Below are 21119 nucleotides of genomic sequence, written 5' to 3'. Positions count from 1 at the left end.
GCATCGGAATACCCGAAGCCATCCCCGTCCTCTCGGCCCTTCGGGCTCGGTCGCCACCTCGGAACACCCGAGCGGAGCGCTCCGGCCTCGCGCGCTCGACTTCAATCCACGCGGCTCCGCAGCCGCCGTGACATGGGATTGAAACGCTGTGGACTCGTGGACGATCCCAGGCGGCCATCGCGACGCCGGCCGGAAGATCTGGTGAGAAAGGAAAGCGCACGAAGCGCCCGAGAGCGTCGCTGAGACCGCGCAACGACGGCACGGCCGACCTCTTGGCTTTCGCCTCATCAGGCTGCTCGACGCGAACAGCAAACCGCGCCGCGCGGGCCGTTGCACCGGTATTCGGTGCTACGGTGCCGCGTTGCGGCCGCTCGGGTCGCGGGGGGCCAAAGATGAGATCGCCCGAGTCAACGAACGCTCCGCCCCGGTCGGCCGGGGGCGGCGCCACTCCTGGACCGGCCGCCGGCCACCTCCTGGGCTATATCCTGGACGAGCGGCTCGCTGAACATGGAGGCGAAGCGCTTTATCGAGGCCGGCGCGAACGCGACGGGCTCGCCGTGCTCGTGCGCACGCCGCTCGCCCTCTCGATGAATCCTGCCGTCGAGGAGCGATACCAGAGGGAGCTCGAGATCGCGCGGCTCGTGTCCAGCCCCTACATCAACCCGACCCTCGCGGTTGAGAGCGCGGAAGGCCGCGTCGCGCTCCTCCAGGAGGACTTCGGCGGCCGCCCGCTGGACGAGCAGATCCCGCCGGGCGGCCTCCCCCTGGACGAGGCGCTGGACATCGCGCTCGCGCTCGCCTGCGGCCTCTGCGCGCTGCACGAGGCGGGGCTCGTTCACGGCGGCCTCGAGCCGCGCCGGGTGTTCGTGAACCGCGACGCGCGGCGCACGCGCTACGTGGACCTGTCCACCTGCGCGCGCATCGGCGAGCCGTCGGGCGAGCGCCCGCCGCGGCCCCCGGTGGCCGCCGAGCTCGAGTACATCTCGCCGGAGCAGACCGGCCGCACCGACCACGCGGTCGACCACCGGTCCGACCTGTACGCGCTCGGCGTGGTGCTCTTCGAGCTGCTCTCGGGTCGGCGGCCCTTCGGGGCGGACGACCCGCTGGAGCTCATTCACGCCCACCTCGCCAGGCTGGCGCCTCCGGTCAGCGAGCTCCGGCCGGAGGTGTCGCCCGCGCTGTCCGGCGCCGTGGCCAAGCTGCTGGCGAAGGATCCCTGGTCGCGTTACCAGACCAGCGCCGGGCTCGCCGCGGACCTGGAGGCCTGCCGGCAGGCCGTGGCGCGCGGAGACCGCCAGTTCAGGCTGACCCTGGGCAGCCTGGATCTGCCGCAGCCGCTCCGGTTCCCGGACCGCCTCTACGACCGCGAGGGCGACCTCCGCGTGCTCGACGCGGCGGTCGCGCGGGCGGCTCGGGGAGCCACCGAGCTGCTCCTCGTGAGCGGCCACGCGGGCATCGGCAAGAGCTCGCTCGTCGCCGAGGTGCACCGGCCGGCGGCGGAGAGGGGCGGCCTCTTCGCGCAAGGCAAGTTCGACCCGCTCGGCCGGAACGCGGCGTACAGCGCGGTCTGCCAGGCCTGCGGCGCCCTGCTCTCCCAGATCCACGAGCAGGGCGAGCTCACCGTTTCGCGCTCGCGGCAGCGACTGCTCGACGCGGTCGGCGGCGACGCGGCCGTGCTGGCCGCCGTGATCCCGGAGCTCGAGGGCCTGCTCGGGCCCTCGCCCCCGGTCGAGCCGCTGGATCCGGTGCAGACCCAGAACCGTCTGGTCCGCGTGTTCCAGGCCTTCGTGGGCGTATTCGCGGGGGAAGGCCGCCCGCTCGTCCTGTTCCTCGACGACCTGCAGTGGGCCGACGCCGCCAGCCTCCAGCTCGTCGAGGCCATCACGACCTCGCCCGACCTCCGCGGCCTGCTCGTGATTGGCGCCTACCGGAGCAACGAGGTCGACGCCTCCCACCCCGCGCGGCTTGCGGCGGAGCGCGTCCGGGCCGCGGGCACGCACGTCGAGCAGATCGAGCTCTCGCCGCTCCGCGAGCCGGAGATCGCGGCGCTCCTGGCCGATGCGCTCGGCGAGCCTGAGGCGAGGTGCGCCCCGCTGGCCGCGCTCGTGCACGAGCGCACGAAGGGCAACCCGCTCTTCGTCAGGGCCTTCCTTCAGCGCCTCTGCGACCTGCGGCTGCTCTGGTTACATCCGGACCGCCGCTGGGCGTGGGACCTCGAGGTCATACGGGCCGAGCAGGCAGCGCAGTCCGCGAGCGTGCTCGATCTGGTGGCCGCGCGCCTCGTGCGGCTCGCGGACGCTACCCGCGCCGTCCTCTGCGTGGCCGCGTGCCTCGGCACCGTGTTCGAGCTCGCGACCCTGGTCGCCGCGGTCGACGAGCCCGTCGACAGCGTCCTCTGCCTGCTGGAGCCGGCCCTGATGGTCGGGCTGGTGGTGCGCACCGGCTCCACCCTCCGCTTCCTTCACGATCGGGTGCAGGAGGCCGCCTACGCGCTGATGCGCCCGGAGGAGCAGGCGTCGACGCACCTGATCATCGGCCGCCGCCTGCTGGCCCACTGCCCGCTCGAGCAGCTGCCCCGGCGGGCGGTGGAGATCGTGCGCCACCTCAACGCCGGGCGCCGGCTGCTCCAGCCCGGGCCCGAGCGGCAGCGGGTCGCGTCGCTGAACCTGGAGGCGGCGCGCAGGCTGTACGCCTCCGCCGCCTATGCCGCGGCGGCCGCCCACGGGGCCGTCGGCGTGGAGTTGCTCCCGCGCGACCGCTGGTCGAGCGGGTACGCGCTGAGCTTCGAGCTGTGCGCGCTCTGGGCCGAGTGCGCCGCGCTCTCCGGCGACTTCGCCACCGCCGAGCGGCTGTACCCCGAGATGGAGGCCGCGGCCCGCTCGGACCTGGACCGGATCCGCGTGTACGCGCTCGAGATGAACCAGGCGGAGCTGCAGGGCCGCTACCTGGACGCGCTGGCCTTGCTCCGCCGTGGCCTCGCGCTCGTGGGAGTGCATGTCCCGGACGACGAGGAGGAGCAGCGGCGCGAGCTCGGGCGGGAGATGTCGCTCGTGCCTGTCCACCTGGCCGGCCGCCGCATCGCCGATCTGCCCGACGCGCCGGCGATGACCGACCCGGTCCGGCGGGTCACCCTCCAGCTCCTGATGAACATGTGGAGCCCGTGCTACGTGGCCGGGCTGCAAACGCTGCTCGCGCTGGTCTCCGTGAAGATGTCGAATTTCTCGCTGCAGCACGGCAACAGCGAGCTCACCTCCGCCGCCTACGCTTGCTACTCGTTCGTGGCCGGGTTCCTGACCGGCGACTACGCATCAGCCTACGAGTTCGGGCGCGCCGGCATCGCGCTGAGCGAGCGGTACCCGGACCGCGCGGTGCGGTCGCGCTGCTACTTCCTGTTCGGCGTCGGCACCAACCTCTGGCGGCGGCCGCTGCACACCAGCGACCGGTACGTCGCCCTGGCGTACGAACTCGGGCTGAGCTCGGGCAACCTGGCCTACGCGAGCTACGCCAGCCATTACATCGTGAGCGATACGTATCTGCAGGGCCGGCCGCTCTGCGAGGTCATGGCGCTCTACGAGCGCCACCTCGCCTTCCAGCGGCGCATAAGCCCCGTGATAGAGGCCTACACGGAGAGCGCGATGCAATCGATGCGGGCCCTGGCCGGGCTGCCCCCGCTCGATGAGGTCGCTTTCATGGAGCGGTTCCGGCGCTTTCCGCTGCTCGTCGCCTCGTACTATTTCGGCAAGCTGCAGGCGGCTTACCTGTTCGACGACCCGGCGGCGGAGGCGTACGCAGATCGGGCGCTCGAGCTCGTTCCGCGCGACATCCCCGGCACCTTCAAGGTGCCGGAGACCTGGTTTTACGCCGCCCTGATCGCGCTGGCCGGCGAGGCCTCGGCGCCGGGCCGCGGGCCGCGGCGGGCGCGGGCCGCTGATCTCTCGCGGCGGCTGGAGGAGCTCGCGCGGAACGAGCCGGCGAGCTTCCGCCACAAGCACCTGCTGGTCGAGGCGGAGCTCGCGCGCGTGGACGGGCACCTCGAGCGCGCGCTCGCGCTCTACGAGGAGGCGGCGGCCTCGGCGGAGGCGGCCGGCTTCGTGCAGGACGCGGCGCTCGCCGCGGAGCGGGCCGGTCGCTTCTTGATGGAGCGCGGGCTGCGGCGGCCCGCGCGCGCCTACCTGGACGACGCCCGGGAGGGCTACCGCCGCTGGGGCGCGGACGCGAAGGTCGAGGAGCTCGGTCTGCTGTGCCGCGATCGGACCGAGGGCAGGGCGGCCGATGTCCCGCCGCAGCAGCTCCCCGCGTCGGAGGCGGCCCTCGACCTCCTCTCGGTGGCCAAGGCCTCGCAGGCGATCTCCCGGGAGATGGACGTGGACCGCCTGATCGCGCGGCTGCTCCAGCTATGCCTGGAGAACGCGGGCGCGCGGCGGGGGGCGCTCATCCTGCTCGCGGCCGGCCGGCCGGAGGTCGTCGCCGTGGTGCGGGTGGAGGACAGCCGGGTGGAGCGCCGGGCGAGCGAGCCGCTGGAGTCCTCGGACGACGTCTCGGCGGCGATCGTGAAGGCCGCGTTGGCCAGCGGCGGCAGCGTGGTGCTCCACGATGCGCTGCGCGAGGGCGCGTTCAGGGCCGATCCCCATGTGAGCCGCTCGCGGGCGCGGTCGGTGCTGTGCACCCCGATCCGCCACCAGGACGCGGTGGTGGGCGCGCTGTACCTCGAGAACGAGCTGATCCCCGGCGCGTTCGGTCCGATGCGCAGCCGGGTGCTCGATCTGCTCGCCGGCCAGGCGGCGATCTCCCTGGAGAACGCGCGGCTGTACTCGGATCTCCGTCAGCTCGAGCAGGAGCTGCGCAGGCGCGTCGACGAGCTCGCCCGGGCCGACCAGCGGAAGGACGAGTTCCTGGCGATGCTGGGGCACGAGCTGCGCAACCCGCTCTCGCCCATCCTCATGGCGGTCGGGTTGATGCGGGTGCGGCCCGGGCGCGACCACGCGAACGAGCGCGCGGTGATCGAGCGCCAGGTGCGCCACCTCGTGCGCTTGGTGGATGATCTGCTGGACGTCGCGCGCATCACCCGCGGGCGGGTCCAGCTCCAGCGAATGCGGCTGGAGCTCGCCGACGTCGTGACGAATGGCTGCGAGGTGGCGGCCGGGATCGTACAGGAGCGCGGTCACCGGCTGAGCGTGGAGGTGCCGCGTGGGCTGTGGGTGCGCGGCGACGCGGTGCGGCTTTCGCAGGTCGTTTCGAACCTCGTCGTGAACGCCGCCAAGTACACCGAACCGGGCGGCGCGATCGACGTCACGGCAGGGCGCCAGGGCGGGCAGGTTCTGGCTCAAGGTGCGCGATACCGGCATCGGCGTCGATCGCGAGCTGCTGCCCGAGGTCTTCGATGTCTTTGTCCAGGGCGACCGCCGCCTCGACCGCACCCAGGGCGGCCTCGGCCTGGGCCTGACCATCGTTCGCTCCCTCGTCGAGAGGCACGGCGGGACGGTGAGCGTGCACAGCGAGGGCGTGGGCCGCGGCGCGGAGTTCACGGTCCGGCTCCCGTTGGCCGACGCGGCGGCGGTGGGTGAGGCAGGGCCGGAGTCCGAGGCAGGGCCGGAGTCGGGAGCAGGGCCGGAGTCCGGACGGGCGCCAGTCGCGGACGTGGCTGCCGGTGAGGTTCCGCGGCCGGTGGCCTCGCTTCGCGCTCTGGTCGTCGACGACAACCATGACGCTGCCGATAGCACGGCGGAGGCGCTGCGCGCGCTCGGCCACGAGGTTCGGGTCGTGTACGATGGGGCGACGGCCATCGAGGTGGCAAGTCGGCTTGCCCCCGACCTCGCGCTCGTCGACATCGGTCTGCCGGTCGTGGACGGTTACGAGGTGGCGCAGAGGCTGCGCGTGTTGCCGGAGGGCCGGCATATCTGGCTGGTGGCGGTGACCGGCTATGGTCAGCCATCCGACCGCCGGCGCGCGGAGATGGCGGGTTTTGACGACCACCTCGTCAAGCCCATCCCCATCGAGGTGGTGGCGTCGTCCGCGCGGGCGGCCGCGTCCGCTCATCGACGGATGGCGTGACGCCGCCGGCCTGGGGAGCGCGCTGCGCGCGGGGGGCGTGGGCTTGAGACCGCGGGCGTCCCGCGCTCCGCCGCCTCCCACGCGTTCCGCGTGTACCGCGACGCTGCCGAGCTCGACACCTCGCTCGACGAGCTCGGCGTCCTGCCGTGATCGGTGGCCGTCAGGCGGCGAGCGCTTCGTGGACCGCGCGGGCGAGGGTGTTCAGCCCTCGATCCACCTCTCTGCCAAGGTGGACGCGGAGCGCGCGCCGGCCGCGCGACGTGAGGGTCGCGAAATCGCCGAGCGCCTGCGCCTGCTCGACGACGCCGAAGGTGAACGTGTAGCCGGGGATGGGCAGATCCTCGGGCTCGTCGGCGGTGATCTGCAGATACTCGCCGGTGCCCGGCCCTCCCTTGTACATCTGCCCGGTCGAGTGCAGGTAGCGCGGCCCGAACTCCACGCAGGTCGCCACGTGCCGGTGATCGCGCACGGCGCGCCGCATCTCCTCGAGCAGGCGCTCGTGCGCCTCGCTCCGATCGACCCACGCCAGCAGGGCCGCATAGTCCCCGGGCGACAGGCGCGCGAAGTGGGCGCGCAGATAGCCGCGCAGCGTCCGATCGCCGGCGGCGCCGCGCTCCAGCGCCTCGCGGTTCGCCGGGTCCGCGTGGAGCGCGAGCCCCGCGTCGGCGAAGAACGGCGCGTCGTCGGGCAGCTCGCCGGCCTGGTCGTAGGCTTCCATCCGCTGCCGCGCTGCGGTCTTGCTCGCCTCGACGTCGGGCTGATCGAAGGGATTGACGCCCAGGATCGAGGCGGCGACGGCGGTGGCGAGCTCCCAGCGATAGACCTCCTGGCCGAGATCGTACGCGTCGGTGAGCGCGATACGCACGGTGGGCTGCCCGGCCGCCTCGAGCTCCGCCACGGCGGCGTCCTGCCCGCGATCGAAGCCGCGGTCGAGGCGCAGGTAGACGAAGATCCGATCGCTCCCGTAGACCTCTGCGCGCCCGAGCGGCTCGCGATCCACGGGCAAGAGGCCGGTCGCACGCTTGCCCGTGGACTCGGCGAGGAGCTGCTCGATCCAGGCGCCCAACGCCGCCATCGGCGGCGACGCGACGATCGTCACCTTATCGCGCCCCGCCTTCGCGGCCGCGCCGAGCGCCGTGCCGAGCACCACGCCCGGGCAGTCGCCGGGCGGCGTGCTCTTGGTCGAGGCCCCGACCATCACGGCGGCGCGCTCGAGCAGCAGCTCGACATCGACCCCCATTACCGCGGCGGGCACCGTCCCGGGGCTCGTGAGCGCCGCATAGCGCCCGTCGATGCCGGGGACCGTATGGAACGTGTGCGCGTAGCCGCGCAGGCGCGCGCGCCTCGCGAGCGGAGAGCCCGCGTCCGTGACCGCGACGAAGCGCGAGGCCGCCGGGAGGGATCCCAGGCGTTCTTCCATGAGCTCGTGGAAGAACGCCTCCAGGAGATCGGTCTCCAGCGTCGTGCCGGACTTGCTGGAGACGATGAAGAGCGTCTTTTCGGGCACGAGCCGATCGACCACCGCGGCGATCTCGGCGGGATCCGTGGAGTCGAGCACGGTCAGGGCGGCGTGCCCGGTGGCCACCGGGAAGCTCCGCGACAGCACGTCCGGCCACAAGCTCGCTCCGCCCATACCGAGCAGGACGGCTCGGGTGAGGCCGCGATCGCGCACCTCGTCTTCCAGCGCGCGCAGACGCGGCAGGTTCGCCTTTTCGTGGAAGGGCGCTTCGAGCCAGCCGAGCCAGCTCGGCTCATCGCTCCGCGTCCAGAGCGCGGCGTCGCGCTCGTGGATCCGCCGGAGGCCATCCGCCGCCTGCCACTCGGCGAGGGTCTTCGACGTGGCGAGCTCGAGCTCGCGGGGGAGGTGGAGCCGCACCGGCCGGGGGATAGCCGCGGCCCTGCGAGCAGCGAGTGATCGGCGTTTCATGCTGGGGCCACGCGGCAGCAACCCCAATGCCCGCTGTCGCCTCCGGCGAACCTGGCCGCCTCCTTGCTACGCGGCGCGCCCGACCCCCTCCCGGAGGCGTTCGAGCGCGACGCTCGCCTGCTCGGTCGGCCCGTGGTGCCCGTGATGCATGAGTGGTTCGCGCACACGGCCCCGGGCCCGTGACCACCGTCGCGGCGCGCGCATGACGGTGACGGGCGCGCGTGATCGCGCCTCACCGGGCTCATGCAGGGCCTTGGTGCGCTCAGAGCATCATCCTGGTGGCACCGGCGTTGCGTCGATGGCTCGCCTCGCGATCCCACGAGGATCGCTGTCCCGAACGCCGGATGCGGCGACCGGGCACGGAGGAAGGATGGAAGGCGGAAGGCCGTCTTCGCCCGACATCCCACGTTTCGCTGGGAGCCGCGGGTCGAGGGCGCCGCCCGGGCGCTCGACGGGAAAGGGGAATGGGCTCATGGCAGCCAATCGTGCGGTTGTGTATCAGGGGCCTCGGATGGTCGAGGTTCAAAGCAGGGACTATCCCAAGATGGCCGATCCGCGCGGCCGGAAGCTGGAGCACGCGGTCATCCTCAAGGTCCTGGCGACCAACATCTGCGGCAGCGACATGCACATCTACCGGGGCCGGTTCCCGTTCCCGAAGGGGGACCAGCTCGGCCACGAGATCACCGGCGAGGTGATCGAGCTGGGGAGCGACGTGGAGTACATCAAGAAGGGCGATCTCGTCTCGGTGCCCTTCAACGTCGCGTGCGGACGCTGCCGCAACTGCCGGGAGCGGCACACCGACGTGTGCATGAACACGAACCCTGCGGTCGCGTGCGGGGCGTACGGCTTCAACCTCGGCGGCTGGCAGGGCGGGCAGGCCGAGTACCACATGGTGCCCTACGCCGACTTCCAGCTCCTGAAGTTCCCCAACAAGGACCGGGCGATGGCGAAGATCAAGGAGCTTGCCCTCCTCTCGGACATCCTCCCGACCGGATACCACGGGTGCATGGAGGCGGGGGTGAAGACGGGATCCACGGTGTACATCGGCGGAGCCGGCCCGGTCGGCCGCGCCGCCGCCGCCGCCGCGCGCCTCCTGGGCGCGTCCTGCATCATCGTCGGCGACCCGAACCCCGCCCGGCGGGCGCTCGTGAAGAGGGCAGGGTACGAGGTCGTGGACACGACCGCGCACACGCCGCTGCCCGATCAGGTCGAGGCGATCCTCGGCGAGCGAGAGGTCGACTGCGGCGTGGACTGCGTGGGCTTCGAGGCGCACGGCTACGGCAAGATGGCCGGCGAGGAGGAGCCCGAGGCGGTGATCAACGCGCTCTTCGGGGTCGTCCGCGCCGGCGGCGCGATGGGCGTCCCCGGCATCTACGCGGAGGGCGATCCCTACGCCAAGGACGAGGAGCACAAGAGGGGGAAGCTGAGCCTCGATTTCGGCAAGGCGTGGATCAAGTCGCCCTCGATGACCGCGGGCCAGGCGCCCATCATGCGGTACAACCGGGACCTGATGATGGCCATTCTGTGGGGCCGGATGGAGTACCTGAGCGAGGTCATCAACCCCGAGGTCATCAAGCTCGATCAGGCGGTCGAGGCCTATCAGTTGTTCGACCGGGGGGAGCCGAAGAAGTACATCATCGACCCCCACGGCAGCCTGGGGAAGGCGGCGTAGAACGGACGCCCGAGGGCCGCGCCGCGGCGGCGCCTCCGCGGCGGCGCGATCGCCACGGGCGCGCCGGGACGGCGGACCCTGCTGACCAGGAAGACCTCGTCGCGGCGCCCGATGATGGCCTCGCCGACGAGCTGCTCGGCGGCGCCGTCCCCGTACATCTCGGCGGTGTCGATCAGCGTCATGCCGAGATCGAGGCCGAGCCGGAGCGCCGCGACCTCCTCGGCGTGACGCCGCGCGTCCTCGCCCATGTGCCAGGTGCCCTGCCCCAGCGCCGGGATCTCCTTGCCGGACGGGAGCGCGATCGTGCGGACGGCATCGACTGCCATGGCGGACCTCCTTCAGCCGAGCGCGTCCAGCATCCCGTGCAGGTGGGCCGCCGCGAGCTCGATGTCCTGGTACTTGTACTGTCCGGCCCGCGACTCCGCCGTGAGCACCCCGCACCGGTGGACGGCCTCGAAGTCGCCGTAAGGGAACTTGTACCGGCCCTTCGTGTCCTCGCCCTCCTCCGTGTCGATGGCCCAAAACCACTTCCCGTACTCGCCCATCCCGTGCTCTCGAATGTACCGGTTCTCGTCCTCCGCCGAGGGTTGGTGCTCGCTCCACGCGTCCCGCTGGTCAAGGACGACCTCTCGATCCTCGACCAGCGCCTTCGCGTGATCGTACGCTCGCTGGTTCAGCTTCACTGCCATGGTTGCGCTCAGCCTCTACCCTCTAGATGGAAGATGGGGGAAGGACCAGCCCCTGCGGCGCGCCGCGGAGGAGGGCGCGCGCTCCGCGCGCGACGGTCTCATCCACCATCTTCAGGATGCGACCGAGCTCCGGGCTCGCGGGCCCGGCAGCCTCGGTGATGGTTCTCATGCGAGCCATGGAAGTGCCCTCCGGCCGCTCGTGGCGCTCTCGTCATGGACTGGCAAGGGGTGTCCCGACCCGCGCGCCGAGCCTGCTCGTCGCGCGGCGGCGCCTCGCGGGAGAGGGCCCCGTCGGGGCTTTCGATTCACCTTCACGAGACTACGATCTCGCGCGGCGAGGGGACCATGTTGTTCCGAGATCGTTTCGACGCCGGCCGCAGGCTCGCAGCGGCGCTCGAGCCCTATGCAGGGCGGCCGGACGTCGTGGTGCTGGCGCTGCCGCGCGGAGGCGTCCCCGTCGGCTACGAGGTGGCCCGCCGGCTGGGGGCGCCGCTGGATGTCTTCGTCGTTCGCAAGCTGGGTGTCCCCGGGCACGAGGAGCTCGCGATGGGGGCGATCGCTTCCGGCGGGGTCCGCGTGCTCAACGACGAGGTCGTCCACGGGCTCGGGGTCCCGGAGGACGGGATTGCCGCCGCCGAAGCGCGGGAGCTACCGGAGCTCGGGCGCCGCGAGCGCCTGTACCGCGGCGCGAGACCTCCGGTCGACGTCCGCCGCCGTCGGATCGAGCGTCACCGGGCTCGCGGTGGGAGATCGCGTGTTCTCCTACAGCTTCACCAACCCGCATGGCGGCTGCTACGCCGAGTACGTCTCCGTGATCGAGGAGAGGGTCGGGCCTGCTCCCCAGGGCTTCGATCTCTCGCTCGCGGGCGCAATCCCGACGACCGGGCGCTCGGAAGGGAGCCATGCTCTGTAGCGAGCTGATGAACAGCAACCCCGTTTCCGTGCTGCCGAACACCACCGTGCAGAAGGCGGCGCTGCTGATGCGCGCAGAGAACATCGGGTTTCTCCCGGTCTGCGACGCCTCGGGCAAAGTGCTCGGCACGGTGACGGATCGGGACATCGCGATCCGCAACGTGGCCGACGGCAATCCCCCGTCGGCTTCGATCGACGACGTGATGACCCGCGAGGTGGTCGCCGTGCGTCACGCACCGGGGCGAGCGGCCGGAGCGCTTCGGCCGCGACAAGTTCCTGCAGATGGTGGCAGAGCACCTCGATACGACGCCGACCCAGGCGGAGGCGGTCGCCCGCGCGGTGTTCTCCGCGATCCAGGCCGAGTTGCCGGAGGAGGAGGTCATCGCCGTCGAGTCGCAGCTCCCTTCGGATCTGAAGGAGCTCTGGAGTCGCCGCCGCCCGGCCGCATGAGAGGGTCACCATGAGAACCGTCGAGTCGATCCACATCGATCCCGTCCGCGATCGCGATCCCAAGAACCTCTCCATCGACGCCTCTGCCTTGCGCGCCCTCGCGCAGGCCGCCGTCACCGTCGAGCTGTTCACGATCCCCCTCTACATGGTGCCCATGTACTCGATCCAGGGCATGCACCCGATCAACGCCTCCGAGCAGACGTTCTACAAGGGACGAAGGTGGCCCGGCTCCGCGCCGACGCACGCGCCGGAGAGCGCCAACGAGCGCGCCTTCAACATCATCTTCAGCGTCTTCGTCCAGGAGATGCTGCACCTCCAGCTCGCCGCCAACCTCGCCACGAGCATGGGCGTCACGCCGACCTTCACGAGCTCGATCCTCCAGACCGAGGACGACGGCTGGAAGTGCTTCGGCCCCGACAACACCGTCATTCCCCACATCATCGATCTCCGCGACACGACGACCCACGCCTCCGCCAAGGTCGTGCTCGGGCCGCTCTCCGCCGCACAGATCGAGCTCTTCCTCGCGGTCGAGGCGCCGGAGAACCAGGCCAGGCAGCGCATCGATCCCCAGAAGCTCGACAAGTACTTCCCCGCCGTGCCCTTCGCCGGCTGGACCCCTGACCAGACCGAGGCCGATCTCCCGATGTTCGGGACCATCGGATACATGTACGAGTGCATGGTTCACTACATGACCATGCGCTATCGCGACGGGACGACGCTCTGGCAGCACGTCTATACGCCGAGCTCCGTGCAGCGCGAGCTGTTCAACACGCCGACCGGCGGGCACCCCATGCCCGAGTACCCCGGCATCTCGGCGGTGCTCCCGACCATCGGCGCGGAGGAGGCGCTCGGCGCCGCCGTCGACATCATCAGCGCCATCACGGACCAGGGCGAGGGCAGGACGATCACCCCGCCCCTGCGCGCGGTGCTGCTCGGCCACAGGGAGGCGCTCGCTTCCCTCGCGAACGAGGTCGCGACCGACTACCGCTCGTCCGAGAAGGGCCTCACCCTCGATTACCCGAGCTACGACGACGACGGCAGGCTCTTGCCCTCCGCGGACGCGAAGGCCCGCTTCGACAACGACCGCAAGGATCACTACGCGCGCTTCCTCGAGATCAGGGAGGAGCTCCTCCCCCATCTCGTGACCTGGGACGCGTGGCACGCTTCGCACGGCGCGACCCCGTGGACGGCCAGGGACCTCACGATCGGCGACACCGACGAGGCCTCTGACAAGGTCCCCCGGGTGGCCGACGTCGCCGCGGCGCTCAACCGGCTCAAGGCCAGGAATGCCGACGGCAGCGTGCGGCGGCAACTCAGCCAGGTGGCCGCCGGCGCCATCGCCGGGGTCACCCGCGCGCTCGACGGCTACTGGAAGGACCCGAACGTCGGCTTCCCTTACCCCTCGATGGTCGGCTCGGGAGATCGGGTGTCGATCTGCTGGGCCGTGCTCGGCGAGGCCCCGGACCTCGCGCTGGGCACCGAGCAGCCCAGGCAAGGCGCCCTCTATCATGCGTGCCAGGGCCTCGACCTCGCCCACCCCGGCTCCGGCGAGATGCCCGCGATCACGACCTACCACACCTGCAAGGGCTCGAACGCCTGCAAGGCCCAGGGCGGCTGCGGCTTCGTGCAATCGGTGGCGGGCGGCGGGAGCTGCCGCGGGGGCGGCGGCGGGGGCGCGACGAGCTGCGGCACGACGATCAAGTCCCAGGCGAGCTGCGGCCATCGCGGGATGCTCTACAGCGCGCCGACCGACAACAAGTGCGGCGCCCTGGGCGGCTGCGCCGTCCCCATCTCGGCCTCGCAGCTCTACCCGTCGAGCGGCGAGATGGCGCTGTTCGACATCGGGCCGGACGCGGAGCCCAGGTCTATCGGCACGATGCCCTTCGCCTACGGCGACCCCGTCTACGACGTCGCCTGGAGGGCCTATTGCGAGGTCCTCCGCGCGCGCGGCGAGACCCCGCCGAGCGCGCCACCCCCCGCCGACGATCTGCGCGTGGCCTTCCCGCCCTCGACCTGACCATGCGCCCCGCCCGCCTCGGCATGCCCCAGCTCGGCTTCGGACTCGGGCTCCGGTCATGCCATTTCCACCACCTGCTCCGGCACCCGGCGCGTGTCGACTGGCTCGAGATCATCAGCGAGAACTTCATGGATGATCACGGCTTCGCGCGTCACGTGCTCGGGGCGCTGGCGCGCTCCCACCCGATCGTCATGCACGGCGTCTCGCTCTCGATCGGCTCCTCCGATCCGCTCGACATGGACTACCTCGAAGGGCTCCGCGCGCTCGCCGCGTGGGTCGAGCCCGCCTGGATCTCGGATCACCTCTCTTGGACCGGCGTGGCCGGTCACAACACCCACGATCTGATGCCCCTGCCGCTGACCGAGGAGGCCCTGGATCACGTGGCCGAGCGCGTGCTCCGCGTGGAGGACTTCCTCGGCCGGCCGCTCGTGCTCGAGAACCCGAGCACCTATGTCGAGTACGCCGCCTCCACCATCCCGGAGTGGGAGTTCCTCGGCGCGCTCTCCGAGCGGACCGGCTGCGGCCTGCTCCTCGACGTGAACAACGTCTTCGTGTCGTCGTTCAATCACGGCTTCGACCCGGAGCGGTACATTGAGGGCCTGCCGCACGATCGGATCGTGCAGATCCACATCGCCGGCCCGACGTCCTTCGGCCGCTACCTCGTGGACACCCACGATCACCCCGTGCCCACGCCGGTCTGGCGCCTCTATCGCCTGGCAGAGGAGCGGACGGGCGGCGTCCCGACGCTGCTCGAGTGGGACGCGGCGATCCCCGCGTATCCGGATCTCGTCGCGGAGCTCGACAAGGCACGCGCCGTGCTCGCTGGCGAGCTGCCGGACGTGCCGCTCTTGGGCCCCGTGCGCGACGACGCCCCCTGGCTCCCCGGAGTGATTCATGACCTCGCCCCCTGAGGGCGCGCCGTCGCTCTCCGCGCTCCAGGACTGGCTGCGGCTCGCCGTGACCACGCCGGGCGGCGTCCCCGCCGGCCTCTGCCGCGCGCGCGAGCGCTACGGCGAGGCGCGGACGATCCGCGTCCCGGAGGGCGCCGACGCGGTCGAGCGGCTCTCGATCTACGCGCGCGGCTACCTCGATCGCCTGCTCGCCTGCATCCGGGCCGACTACCCGGCCGTCCGCGCGCTGCTCGGCGACGCGCTGTTCGAGCGCTTCGCGACCGGCTATCTCGCGTCACGGCCGCCGCGGCACCATAGCCTCTTCATGCTCGGCGAAGGCTTCGCCGACCACCTCGAGCGGACGCGCCCTCCCGACGAGGTCATGCCCGAGGATCGGCGCTCGCTCCTCCGGCTACCGATCGATCTCGCCCGCGCCGAGCGCGCCCGGATCGAGGCGCTCCGGGCGCCGGGGCTCCCGGACGAGGACGGCGCGCGTCTCGACGTCACCGGCTTCTCGCCGCTCCTCCGGGACGAGCTCTACGTCGTGGCCGCGCCGTGTCTGCGGGTGGCCGCGCTGGGGCACGACGTGCGTGGCTTCCTGTCGGCCGTCGATCGCGGCGAGGCCCCCGCCGTCCCCGAGGCGCGGCCCTCGCTGCTCGCCGTCAGCCGCGTCGCGTATCGGCCCGTGCTGGCCGATGTCGCGCCCTGGCAGCGACGCGCGCTGGCGAGCTGCGGCAGCCCGCGCCCGCTGGTCGCGCTGGCCGGGGAGGTCGCCGCCGCGACGGGCGAGGACAGGAGCGCGGCGCTGGTGGATCTCCTGCTCTGGCTGCCCACGGCAGAGGGGCTCGGGATGGTCTCGCTGACACGAGGCAGGTAGATCCCATCACGCCCGCGCGGGCGAGCGAAGTCGAGCTCGGCGGAGGCGCGGACCTCGAATCAGGACAGTGGCCATCATGAGCGTGAAGCTGAATCAGCGAGCGTTCCAGCACGCGAAGATCCTCATCGGGCAGAAGATGTTCGTTCTCGACAAGAGGGACGACTGGAGCGAGCACAAGCCCTCGGCGGAGAAGGAGAACGAGTTCCTCGCGGAGCACGGGATGGACGAGTACCAGAAGTGGTTCCTGGGCATCGACGAGGACGAGGAGGAGAGCGACAGGCGAAGGTACAAGTTCCCCTACGGCGACTTCGAGAAGCTCCACCGCTGCGGCGTGATCGCGGCGGAGGTGCGAGCAGCCCAGTACGAGGACCGCGAGATCGAGGTGGCTGCCGCCCACCTGCACGGCGCCTTGAATGCGCTGATGTGACAGGCCGCGCGGGCCGCGCGCGCTCGGGCGCGGGACGGCGATCTCGGTCAGGCTGCGGTACGGCCGAGCGCGCGCCGCCCGCGCGGCGTGAGCGCGAAGTCCTTGCCGACCAGCCCGTCGTCGGCAAGCTCTCGCAGGTGCTCCCACGGCGGCTCCCCGCGGGGCTTGTCGACCCAGGCGCGCAACGCCTCGATGGCCTCCGCGGAGGCGACGAACGTCTCGCCGAAGTCGCCGACGCCCTTGATCGGGAAGAACGACCGCTCTCCATCCTGACGGAGAGCCAGCGCGACCGTGCGATTCAAGAGCGCGCCGTCCACTTCGACGCGGAGCTCGCCGTTGCTCGCGGCGCGCACGACGACCTCGGATCCGGCCTCGGAGCGTCCCTTGAAGACGATGATGGGCGGTGGGGGCGGCTCCGCCGGAGCCGGACCCCGCGCGTGGAGGTGCTCGCGCCAGGCGCGGCGGACCGCCTCGTCGGACACCGACTCCGTGAGCACCCGCCCGAAGCGCTCTTCCAGCTCGAGCAAGCGGGCGTGGAGCTTGCGCCGGACGCTCTCCGAAGTCGCGCGGGCGTGCTCGTTGTGGACGTGGAGCGCCTCGTGGACGAGCAACTCCAACTCGCGGCACCCGATGGGCGGACTCGGCATGACTTCCCCTCTGTTCCGTCTCTCTGGGCTCAGCGACGTTCCGGCGGCGTCCCCTGATCCCTCGCCTCGGCCAGGAAATCCTGCAGATCCGCGGGGAGCTGCCTGCTGATGTGTGAGATCGCCCTGGCCGACAGCCGGCTCTGCACGACCGCGAGCACCTCACGCGCAATCGGCTCGACCTCCTCGGCGGATCGGTGCAGGTGCGCCGCCACCTGCTCGAGGAAGGCCCTCGTGTCCCCCTTCGGGGCGTGCTCCTCGCGGTGCATCGCGCAGGTCCTGATGAACCGACGCACCGGAGGCGGGCAGCTCGGCGAGGACGTGGATGGCCTCCCCGCGCGTGAGCCGCCGTTCCAGCGAGCACATCACCGCGGCGAAAGCATCCTTCGGGTCCAAGCCCGGAGGGACGACGCGCTCGATCGCACGCAGGATCTCGTCGCGCTCGATCGGCTTCGCCTCTGGCTTCGCGTCCGCCATGATACCCCCCTCCACCACAACTTAGGACGCCGAGGTCGCATGAGAAGCCGGGAATGCGCGTGCACGCGAACGTTCGACGGCGATCGCAGGTGTCCCTCGCGCCTCGCTGAGCGCGGCGTGGGTGGTCCGCTTCCTGCAGCATCCGCGCGCGGGAAGTGTGAGCGAGATGAGAGAAATACCGAAGACCATGCGCGCCGCTGCGATCGATCGCTTCGGGGGACCGGAGGTGCTCACGATCCACGAGCTGCCGGTACCCACCATCGGAGCGAGCGAGGTGTTGATTGCGCTCCACTCGGCCGGCGTCGGGCCGTGGGACACGGCGATCCGACAAGGCTGGTTGCCGGAAGGACGCGCCGATTTTCCGCTCGTGCTCGGCACCGACGGGGCCGGCACGGTCGCCGCCGTCGGCCCGAACGTCGCTGGCCTCGCGGTGGGCGATAGCGTGTTTTCCTACAGCTGGAGGAACCCGAAGGGCGGCTTCTACGCGGAGTACGTCGCCGTGCTCGACGAGAGAGTCGGGCATGCTCCCCGCGGCCTCGCGCTCGCGCTCGCCGGCACGATTCCGACGACCGGGCTCACCGCGCTGCAGGGCATCGACGAGCACCTTCGCATCAAGGAAGGGCAGACCGTCGTCATCCATGGCGCGTCGGGCGGCGTGGGGACGCTGGCGGTCCAGTTCGCCAAGCTGCGCCGCGCGCGCGTGCTCGCGACCGCTTCGGGCAAGGATGGCCAGGAGCTGGTGCGTGAGCTCGGCGCCGACGCGACCGTCGACGCGCGGCACGGCGACATGCTCAAGGCGGGCAAGCACTTCGCGCCGGATGGCATCGACGCCGTGCTCGCGCTGGCGGGCGGCCAGGTGCTCACGCGCGCCATGGAGCTGGTCCGATCGGGCGGTCGCGTCGCGTACCCAAACGGCGTCGAGCCCCCGCCGAAGAAGCGACACGGGATGGAGGTCATCGCCTATGACGCCGTGTCCAACCGGCGCGAGCTCGAGCGTCTGGCACGCGCTGCGGAAGTGGCGAACCTCACGATGCCGATCGCGGCAGCCCATCCACTCGCCGAGGCGGCCAAAGCCCACGAGCGTCTGGCGCAGGGACACGTGCTCGGCAAGATCGTGCTCCACATTCGATAGCACCAAACGCCCCCACAGCCTTTCGTGCTGCCAGAATCCACTTCGCCTCACTTGGCAGCACAGGCCGTGCGTCTGACAGCGGTTGACTCCGGGCGGCGAAGCCCAGGTCGGCGTCGCGCATCAGCACCCAGCGCCGCAGCGTGCGCGGGTGGGCGAGGTGAAAGCGCGCGGGGAGGGCGTCACCGAGAGCACGGCGTCACCGAGAGCACGGAGCGCGTCCCAGGCGAGCGCGGCGGTCCAGGCGCAGAGCGTGAGCGGCCCTTGACGAAAGCCCGGGCGGTCAGGGCGGCCGCACTTGGGGTAGCCGCTCGGCGAGGTGTCGAGCCACAGGTCGTGGACGCCGATTCGGTGTCCCTGCTCGTGGTGCTGACGCGTGATCAGAGGACGGGAGATTGCCCGGAGGGAGTAAAGCCATGTGTTGTCCGCCGAATCACGACGAGCGGGCTGCCGCGCACGCGCGCCTGTTTTGTTCGACGCTGGTTCGCGCCGTGCTGCGCTGGCTGGAGAGGCTGGGGGTCCCACAGCGCGATCGCGGCGACGTCGCAGGTCAGGTTTGGCTCAACGCCTGGGAGAGCTGGCCCAGGTTCGATCCGAAGCGCGGCACGCCGGAACACAGGCATTCACGACCTCTCAGAGCTCTTTCATCCGGCTCCCTGGGGTCGGCTCGCCCCTGGCGCGGGCTGCCTGTCTGCGGGCGCCCAGAGCAGCTTCTCCGGCGTGATGGGCAGGCCGCGCACGCGGACGCCGGTGGCGTGATGGACCGCATTCGCGATCGCCGCCGCGACGCCGGTGATCCCGATCTCCCCGGCGCCGCGGCAGCCGATCGCGTTGAAGACCAGATCCGGCTCATCGAGCCAGCTCACGTCGATGTCCGGAACGTCGGCATGGACGGGCACGAGATAGCCGGCAAGATCGGCGTTGATCGGCTGCCCGTGCGCTCCGTCGTAGGCCAGCTCCTCGAGCAGCGCCTGCCCGATGCCGAAGACGATGCCGCCGATGAGCTGGCTGCGCGTCGCCTTCGCGTTCAGCACCCGCCCGACGTCGAAGACGCTCACCACGCGCGAGACGCGGATGCGGCCGATGTCCGGATGAACGCGCACCTCCACGAAGTGCGCGCCGAACGACTGGAACGTGAAGCGGTCGTCATGCAGGCTCCTTGGCTCGGTCTTGCCCTCGGCCTCCAGGCTGTCGCGCCCGATGCGCGCCAGCAGCTCGGCATAATCGATGTGGATGGCGAGCGGCGGACGGCGGGGGCGGCTCCCCTCCGCGCACGGGAGCTCGCCGGTCTGGTCCGCCGCACCCGAAAGGCCGCTCGGCGTGGCCGCGGCGAGCGCGAGGATCTCCCGGCGGAGCGCGGCGCATGCATCCAGGATCGCCGGCGCCGTGCTGGCCGTCAGGTTCGAGCCGCCCGCAGGGGGGCAGGGCGCGAGCCGGGTGTCGCCCAGCTCGGCCGTGACCTGAGCGAGCGGCAAGCCGAGCCCTTCCGCCGCGACGAGCGCCATCATCGTGTACATGCCGGTCCCTACGTCCACACCCGCCGTCGAGACGACGGCGCGGACGCCGGTCCCGCGGCGCTCGAGACGCACGCGCGCGGTCGCGCCCATGAGCCAGGCGGGGTGCGTGGCCGTCGCCATCCCCCAGCCGACGAGCGCGTCGCCATCGCGCATCGAACCCGGCTCCGGCGTGCGCTGCGCCCACCCGAACCGCTCGGCGCCCCGCTCGTAACAGGCGAGCAGGTGCTTGCTCGAAAACGGAGCTCCGCGGTGTGGATCGATGTCCGTGTGATTGCGGCGGCGCAGCTCGACCGGATCCATCCGGAGCACAAGGGCGAGCTCATCCATCGCGCTCTCCAGCGCCCACATACAGGGGGCTTCGCCTGGTGCCCGCATCCATCCAGGCGCCATCACGTTCAGGCGCACGCAGTCGTAGGTCGCTTCGTAGCTCGGACAGGCATACAGCAGCCGGGAGGTGCAGCTCGTCGGTTCCAGGAACCCCTCTCCGTCCAGGCGCTCGTCCGCGGCCGTGTGCACGCGCGTGTGGTGGCGCAGGGCCAGGAGCGTCCCGCCTCGCGTCGCGCCAAGCTCGAAGCGCTGCACGGTCTCCGTGCGATGTCCCACGTTGGTGAGCACCTGCGCGCGGGTGAGGACCGCTCGGACCGGCCGCTTCAGCCTCAGGGCGGCGAGCGCGGCGAGGACCGTATGCCAGCCCGTTGCGACCTTCGAGCCGAACATGCCGCCGACGAACGGCGCGAGCACCCGGACCTTCTCCTGGGGCAACCCGAGCGCCGCCGCGAGCACGGCCCGGTCGCCCCGCACCCATTGCGTCGCGTTGTACACCGTGAGGGTGTCGCCGTCCCACGAGGCGACCGACGCGTGCGGCTCCAGCGCGCACGGATGCTCGTTGGGCGTCGCGTAGGTGACGTCCAGGCGCACCTCGGCCGCGGCGAGCGCGCCCGCGAGCGACGCGCCCCGCTGCACCTGCAGCTCCTCGCCGAACACCTGCCGCGGCACATCGGCGGTCTCCAGGGCCTGCTCCATCGCCACGGCGAAGGGCGCGCGCTCGTACGCGACCTGGACGAGCGACGCGGCGTAACGCGCCTGCTCGGGCGTGTCGGCGACCACCATCGCCACGTACTGGCCGTAGCGATGGATGCGCGCGTCCTCGAGCGGGGGGCGCCGCTCGGGCGTCATCCCCGTCCAGTCCGCGCTCGTCGGCATCTCGCCGAGCGGTCCACGGTTCTCATGGGTGAGCACGAGCAGCACCCCCGGCGCACGCTCGGCAGCCGCCACGTCGAGGCGCACCACCCGGCCGCTCGGGATCGTGCTGCCCACGAGCGCCGCGTGCGCCGTCGCGGGGAACCTGGTCTCGGCTGCGTACCGCGCGCCGCCGGTCACCTTCATTCGCCCGTCCACACGGCTGACGGGTGTGCCGATCAGGCAGTTGCCAGTCGCCAT

Annotated in this window: 15 protein-coding genes and 4 pseudogenes; 12 read left to right on the top strand and 7 right to left on the bottom strand. The window is 71.5% G+C overall.

The genetic code is table 11. From position 1 onward, the window contains the following. Window positions 1–392: 392 nt before the first annotated feature. The 3 genes and pseudogenes from ACSRUE_RS36570 to ACSRUE_RS36560 form a co-directional block, all read left to right on the top strand. Window positions 393–5009, top strand: a pseudogene (locus tag ACSRUE_RS36570) (AAA family ATPase); the annotation flags it as partial. 319 nt (window positions 5010–5328) lie between these two features. Beyond that, window positions 5329–5484, top strand: a pseudogene (locus ACSRUE_RS36565) (ATP-binding protein); the annotation flags it as partial. 180 nt (window positions 5485–5664) lie between these two features. Further along, window positions 5665–6051: a response regulator gene (locus ACSRUE_RS36560; RefSeq protein ID WP_441293166.1), complete on the top strand. Its 387-nt coding sequence runs from the start codon at window positions 5665–5667 to the stop codon at window positions 6049–6051. A 160-nt stretch (window positions 6052–6211) separates the two neighbouring features. On the opposite strand, the gene ACSRUE_RS36555 is transcribed toward ACSRUE_RS36560, so the two are convergent. Beyond that, window positions 6212–7978, bottom strand: coding sequence for a bifunctional transaldolase/phosoglucose isomerase (locus ACSRUE_RS36555; protein WP_441287616.1), 1767 nt, complete (start codon window positions 7976–7978; stop codon window positions 6212–6214). Window positions 7979–8489: 511 nt separating this feature from the next. Here ACSRUE_RS36555 and ACSRUE_RS36550 point away from each other — a divergent pair. Next, window positions 8490–9650 (top strand): alcohol dehydrogenase catalytic domain-containing protein, encoded by a 1161-nt coding sequence (locus ACSRUE_RS36550; RefSeq protein ID WP_441287615.1) that lies wholly within the window; start codon window positions 8490–8492, stop codon window positions 9648–9650. Window positions 9651–9724: 74 nt separating this feature from the next. Here ACSRUE_RS36550 and ACSRUE_RS36545 read toward each other — a convergent pair. From ACSRUE_RS36545 to ACSRUE_RS36535, 3 genes and pseudogenes are all read right to left on the bottom strand, one after another. Next, window positions 9725–9976, bottom strand: a pseudogene (locus ACSRUE_RS36545) (aldo/keto reductase); the annotation flags it as partial. A gap of 12 nt (window positions 9977–9988) precedes the next feature. Further along, entirely contained in the window at window positions 9989–10339 is a 351-nt protein-coding gene (locus tag ACSRUE_RS36540) for a hypothetical protein (RefSeq protein WP_441287614.1), read from the bottom strand. A gap of 22 nt (window positions 10340–10361) precedes the next feature. Further along, window positions 10362–10508 carry a hypothetical protein gene (locus tag ACSRUE_RS36535; protein WP_441287613.1) on the bottom strand — a complete coding sequence of 49 codons (147 nt, stop codon included), beginning with the start codon at window positions 10506–10508 and terminating at the stop codon, window positions 10362–10364. Between the two features lie 456 nt (window positions 10509–10964). Here ACSRUE_RS36535 and ACSRUE_RS36530 point away from each other — a divergent pair, with 456 nt between their 5' ends. From ACSRUE_RS36530 to ACSRUE_RS36500, 7 genes and pseudogenes are all read left to right on the top strand, one after another. Continuing rightward, entirely contained in the window at window positions 10965–11252 is a 288-nt protein-coding gene (locus ACSRUE_RS36530) for a hypothetical protein (protein ID WP_441287612.1), read from the top strand. Next, window positions 11242–11343: pseudogene (locus ACSRUE_RS36525) on the top strand (CBS domain-containing protein); the annotation flags it as partial. The gene ACSRUE_RS36530 and the pseudogene ACSRUE_RS36525, both read left to right, overlap by 11 nt. A 190-nt stretch (window positions 11344–11533) precedes the next feature. Further along, entirely contained in the window at window positions 11534–11701 is a 168-nt protein-coding gene (locus tag ACSRUE_RS36520; protein ID WP_441287611.1) for a DUF2267 domain-containing protein, read from the top strand. Window positions 11702–11711: 10 nt separating this feature from the next. Beyond that, on the top strand, window positions 11712–13718 hold the full coding sequence (locus ACSRUE_RS36515; RefSeq protein ID WP_441287610.1) for a ferritin-like domain-containing protein: 2007 nt from the start codon (window positions 11712–11714) through the stop codon (window positions 13716–13718). 2 nt (window positions 13719–13720) lie between these two features. Then, window positions 13721–14629, top strand: a complete 909-nt coding sequence (gene bufB / locus ACSRUE_RS36510; protein ID WP_441287609.1) for an MNIO family bufferin maturase — start codon at window positions 13721–13723, stop codon at window positions 14627–14629. After that, on the top strand, window positions 14613–15485 hold the full coding sequence (locus tag ACSRUE_RS36505; protein WP_441287608.1) for an HvfC/BufC N-terminal domain-containing protein: 873 nt from the start codon (window positions 14613–14615) through the stop codon (window positions 15483–15485). The genes bufB and ACSRUE_RS36505 overlap by 17 nt, the downstream gene beginning before the upstream one ends. A gap of 76 nt (window positions 15486–15561) precedes the next feature. Next, window positions 15562–15912: a hypothetical protein gene (locus tag ACSRUE_RS36500; RefSeq protein WP_441287607.1), complete on the top strand. Its 351-nt coding sequence runs from the start codon at window positions 15562–15564 to the stop codon at window positions 15910–15912. A 47-nt stretch (window positions 15913–15959) separates the two neighbouring features. Here ACSRUE_RS36500 and ACSRUE_RS36495 read toward each other — a convergent pair whose 3' ends face one another. Beyond that, a complete protein-coding gene (locus tag ACSRUE_RS36495; protein WP_441287606.1) occupies window positions 15960–16559 on the bottom strand; it encodes a hypothetical protein in 600 nt (199 codons plus the stop codon). Between the two features lie 29 nt (window positions 16560–16588). Further along, window positions 16589–16825, bottom strand: a complete 237-nt coding sequence (locus ACSRUE_RS36490) for a DUF2267 domain-containing protein (protein WP_441287605.1) — start codon at window positions 16823–16825, stop codon at window positions 16589–16591. A gap of 395 nt (window positions 16826–17220) precedes the next feature. Here ACSRUE_RS36490 and ACSRUE_RS36485 point away from each other — a divergent pair, with 395 nt between their 5' ends. Continuing rightward, window positions 17221–18165, top strand: coding sequence for an NADP-dependent oxidoreductase (locus tag ACSRUE_RS36485; RefSeq protein ID WP_441287604.1), 945 nt, complete (start codon window positions 17221–17223; stop codon window positions 18163–18165). A 641-nt stretch (window positions 18166–18806) separates the two neighbouring features. Here the strand turns inward: ACSRUE_RS36485 and ACSRUE_RS36480 are convergent. After that, a complete protein-coding gene (locus tag ACSRUE_RS36480; RefSeq protein WP_441287603.1) occupies window positions 18807–21119 on the bottom strand; it encodes a xanthine dehydrogenase family protein molybdopterin-binding subunit in 2313 nt (770 codons plus the stop codon).

Origin of the sequence: Sorangium sp. KYC3313 (genome assembly GCF_052075895.1) — a bacterium.
GTDB lineage: Bacteria > Myxococcota_A > Polyangia > Polyangiales > Polyangiaceae > Sorangium > Sorangium cellulosum_B.
This window is presented reverse-complemented; position numbering and strand designations above follow the sequence as displayed.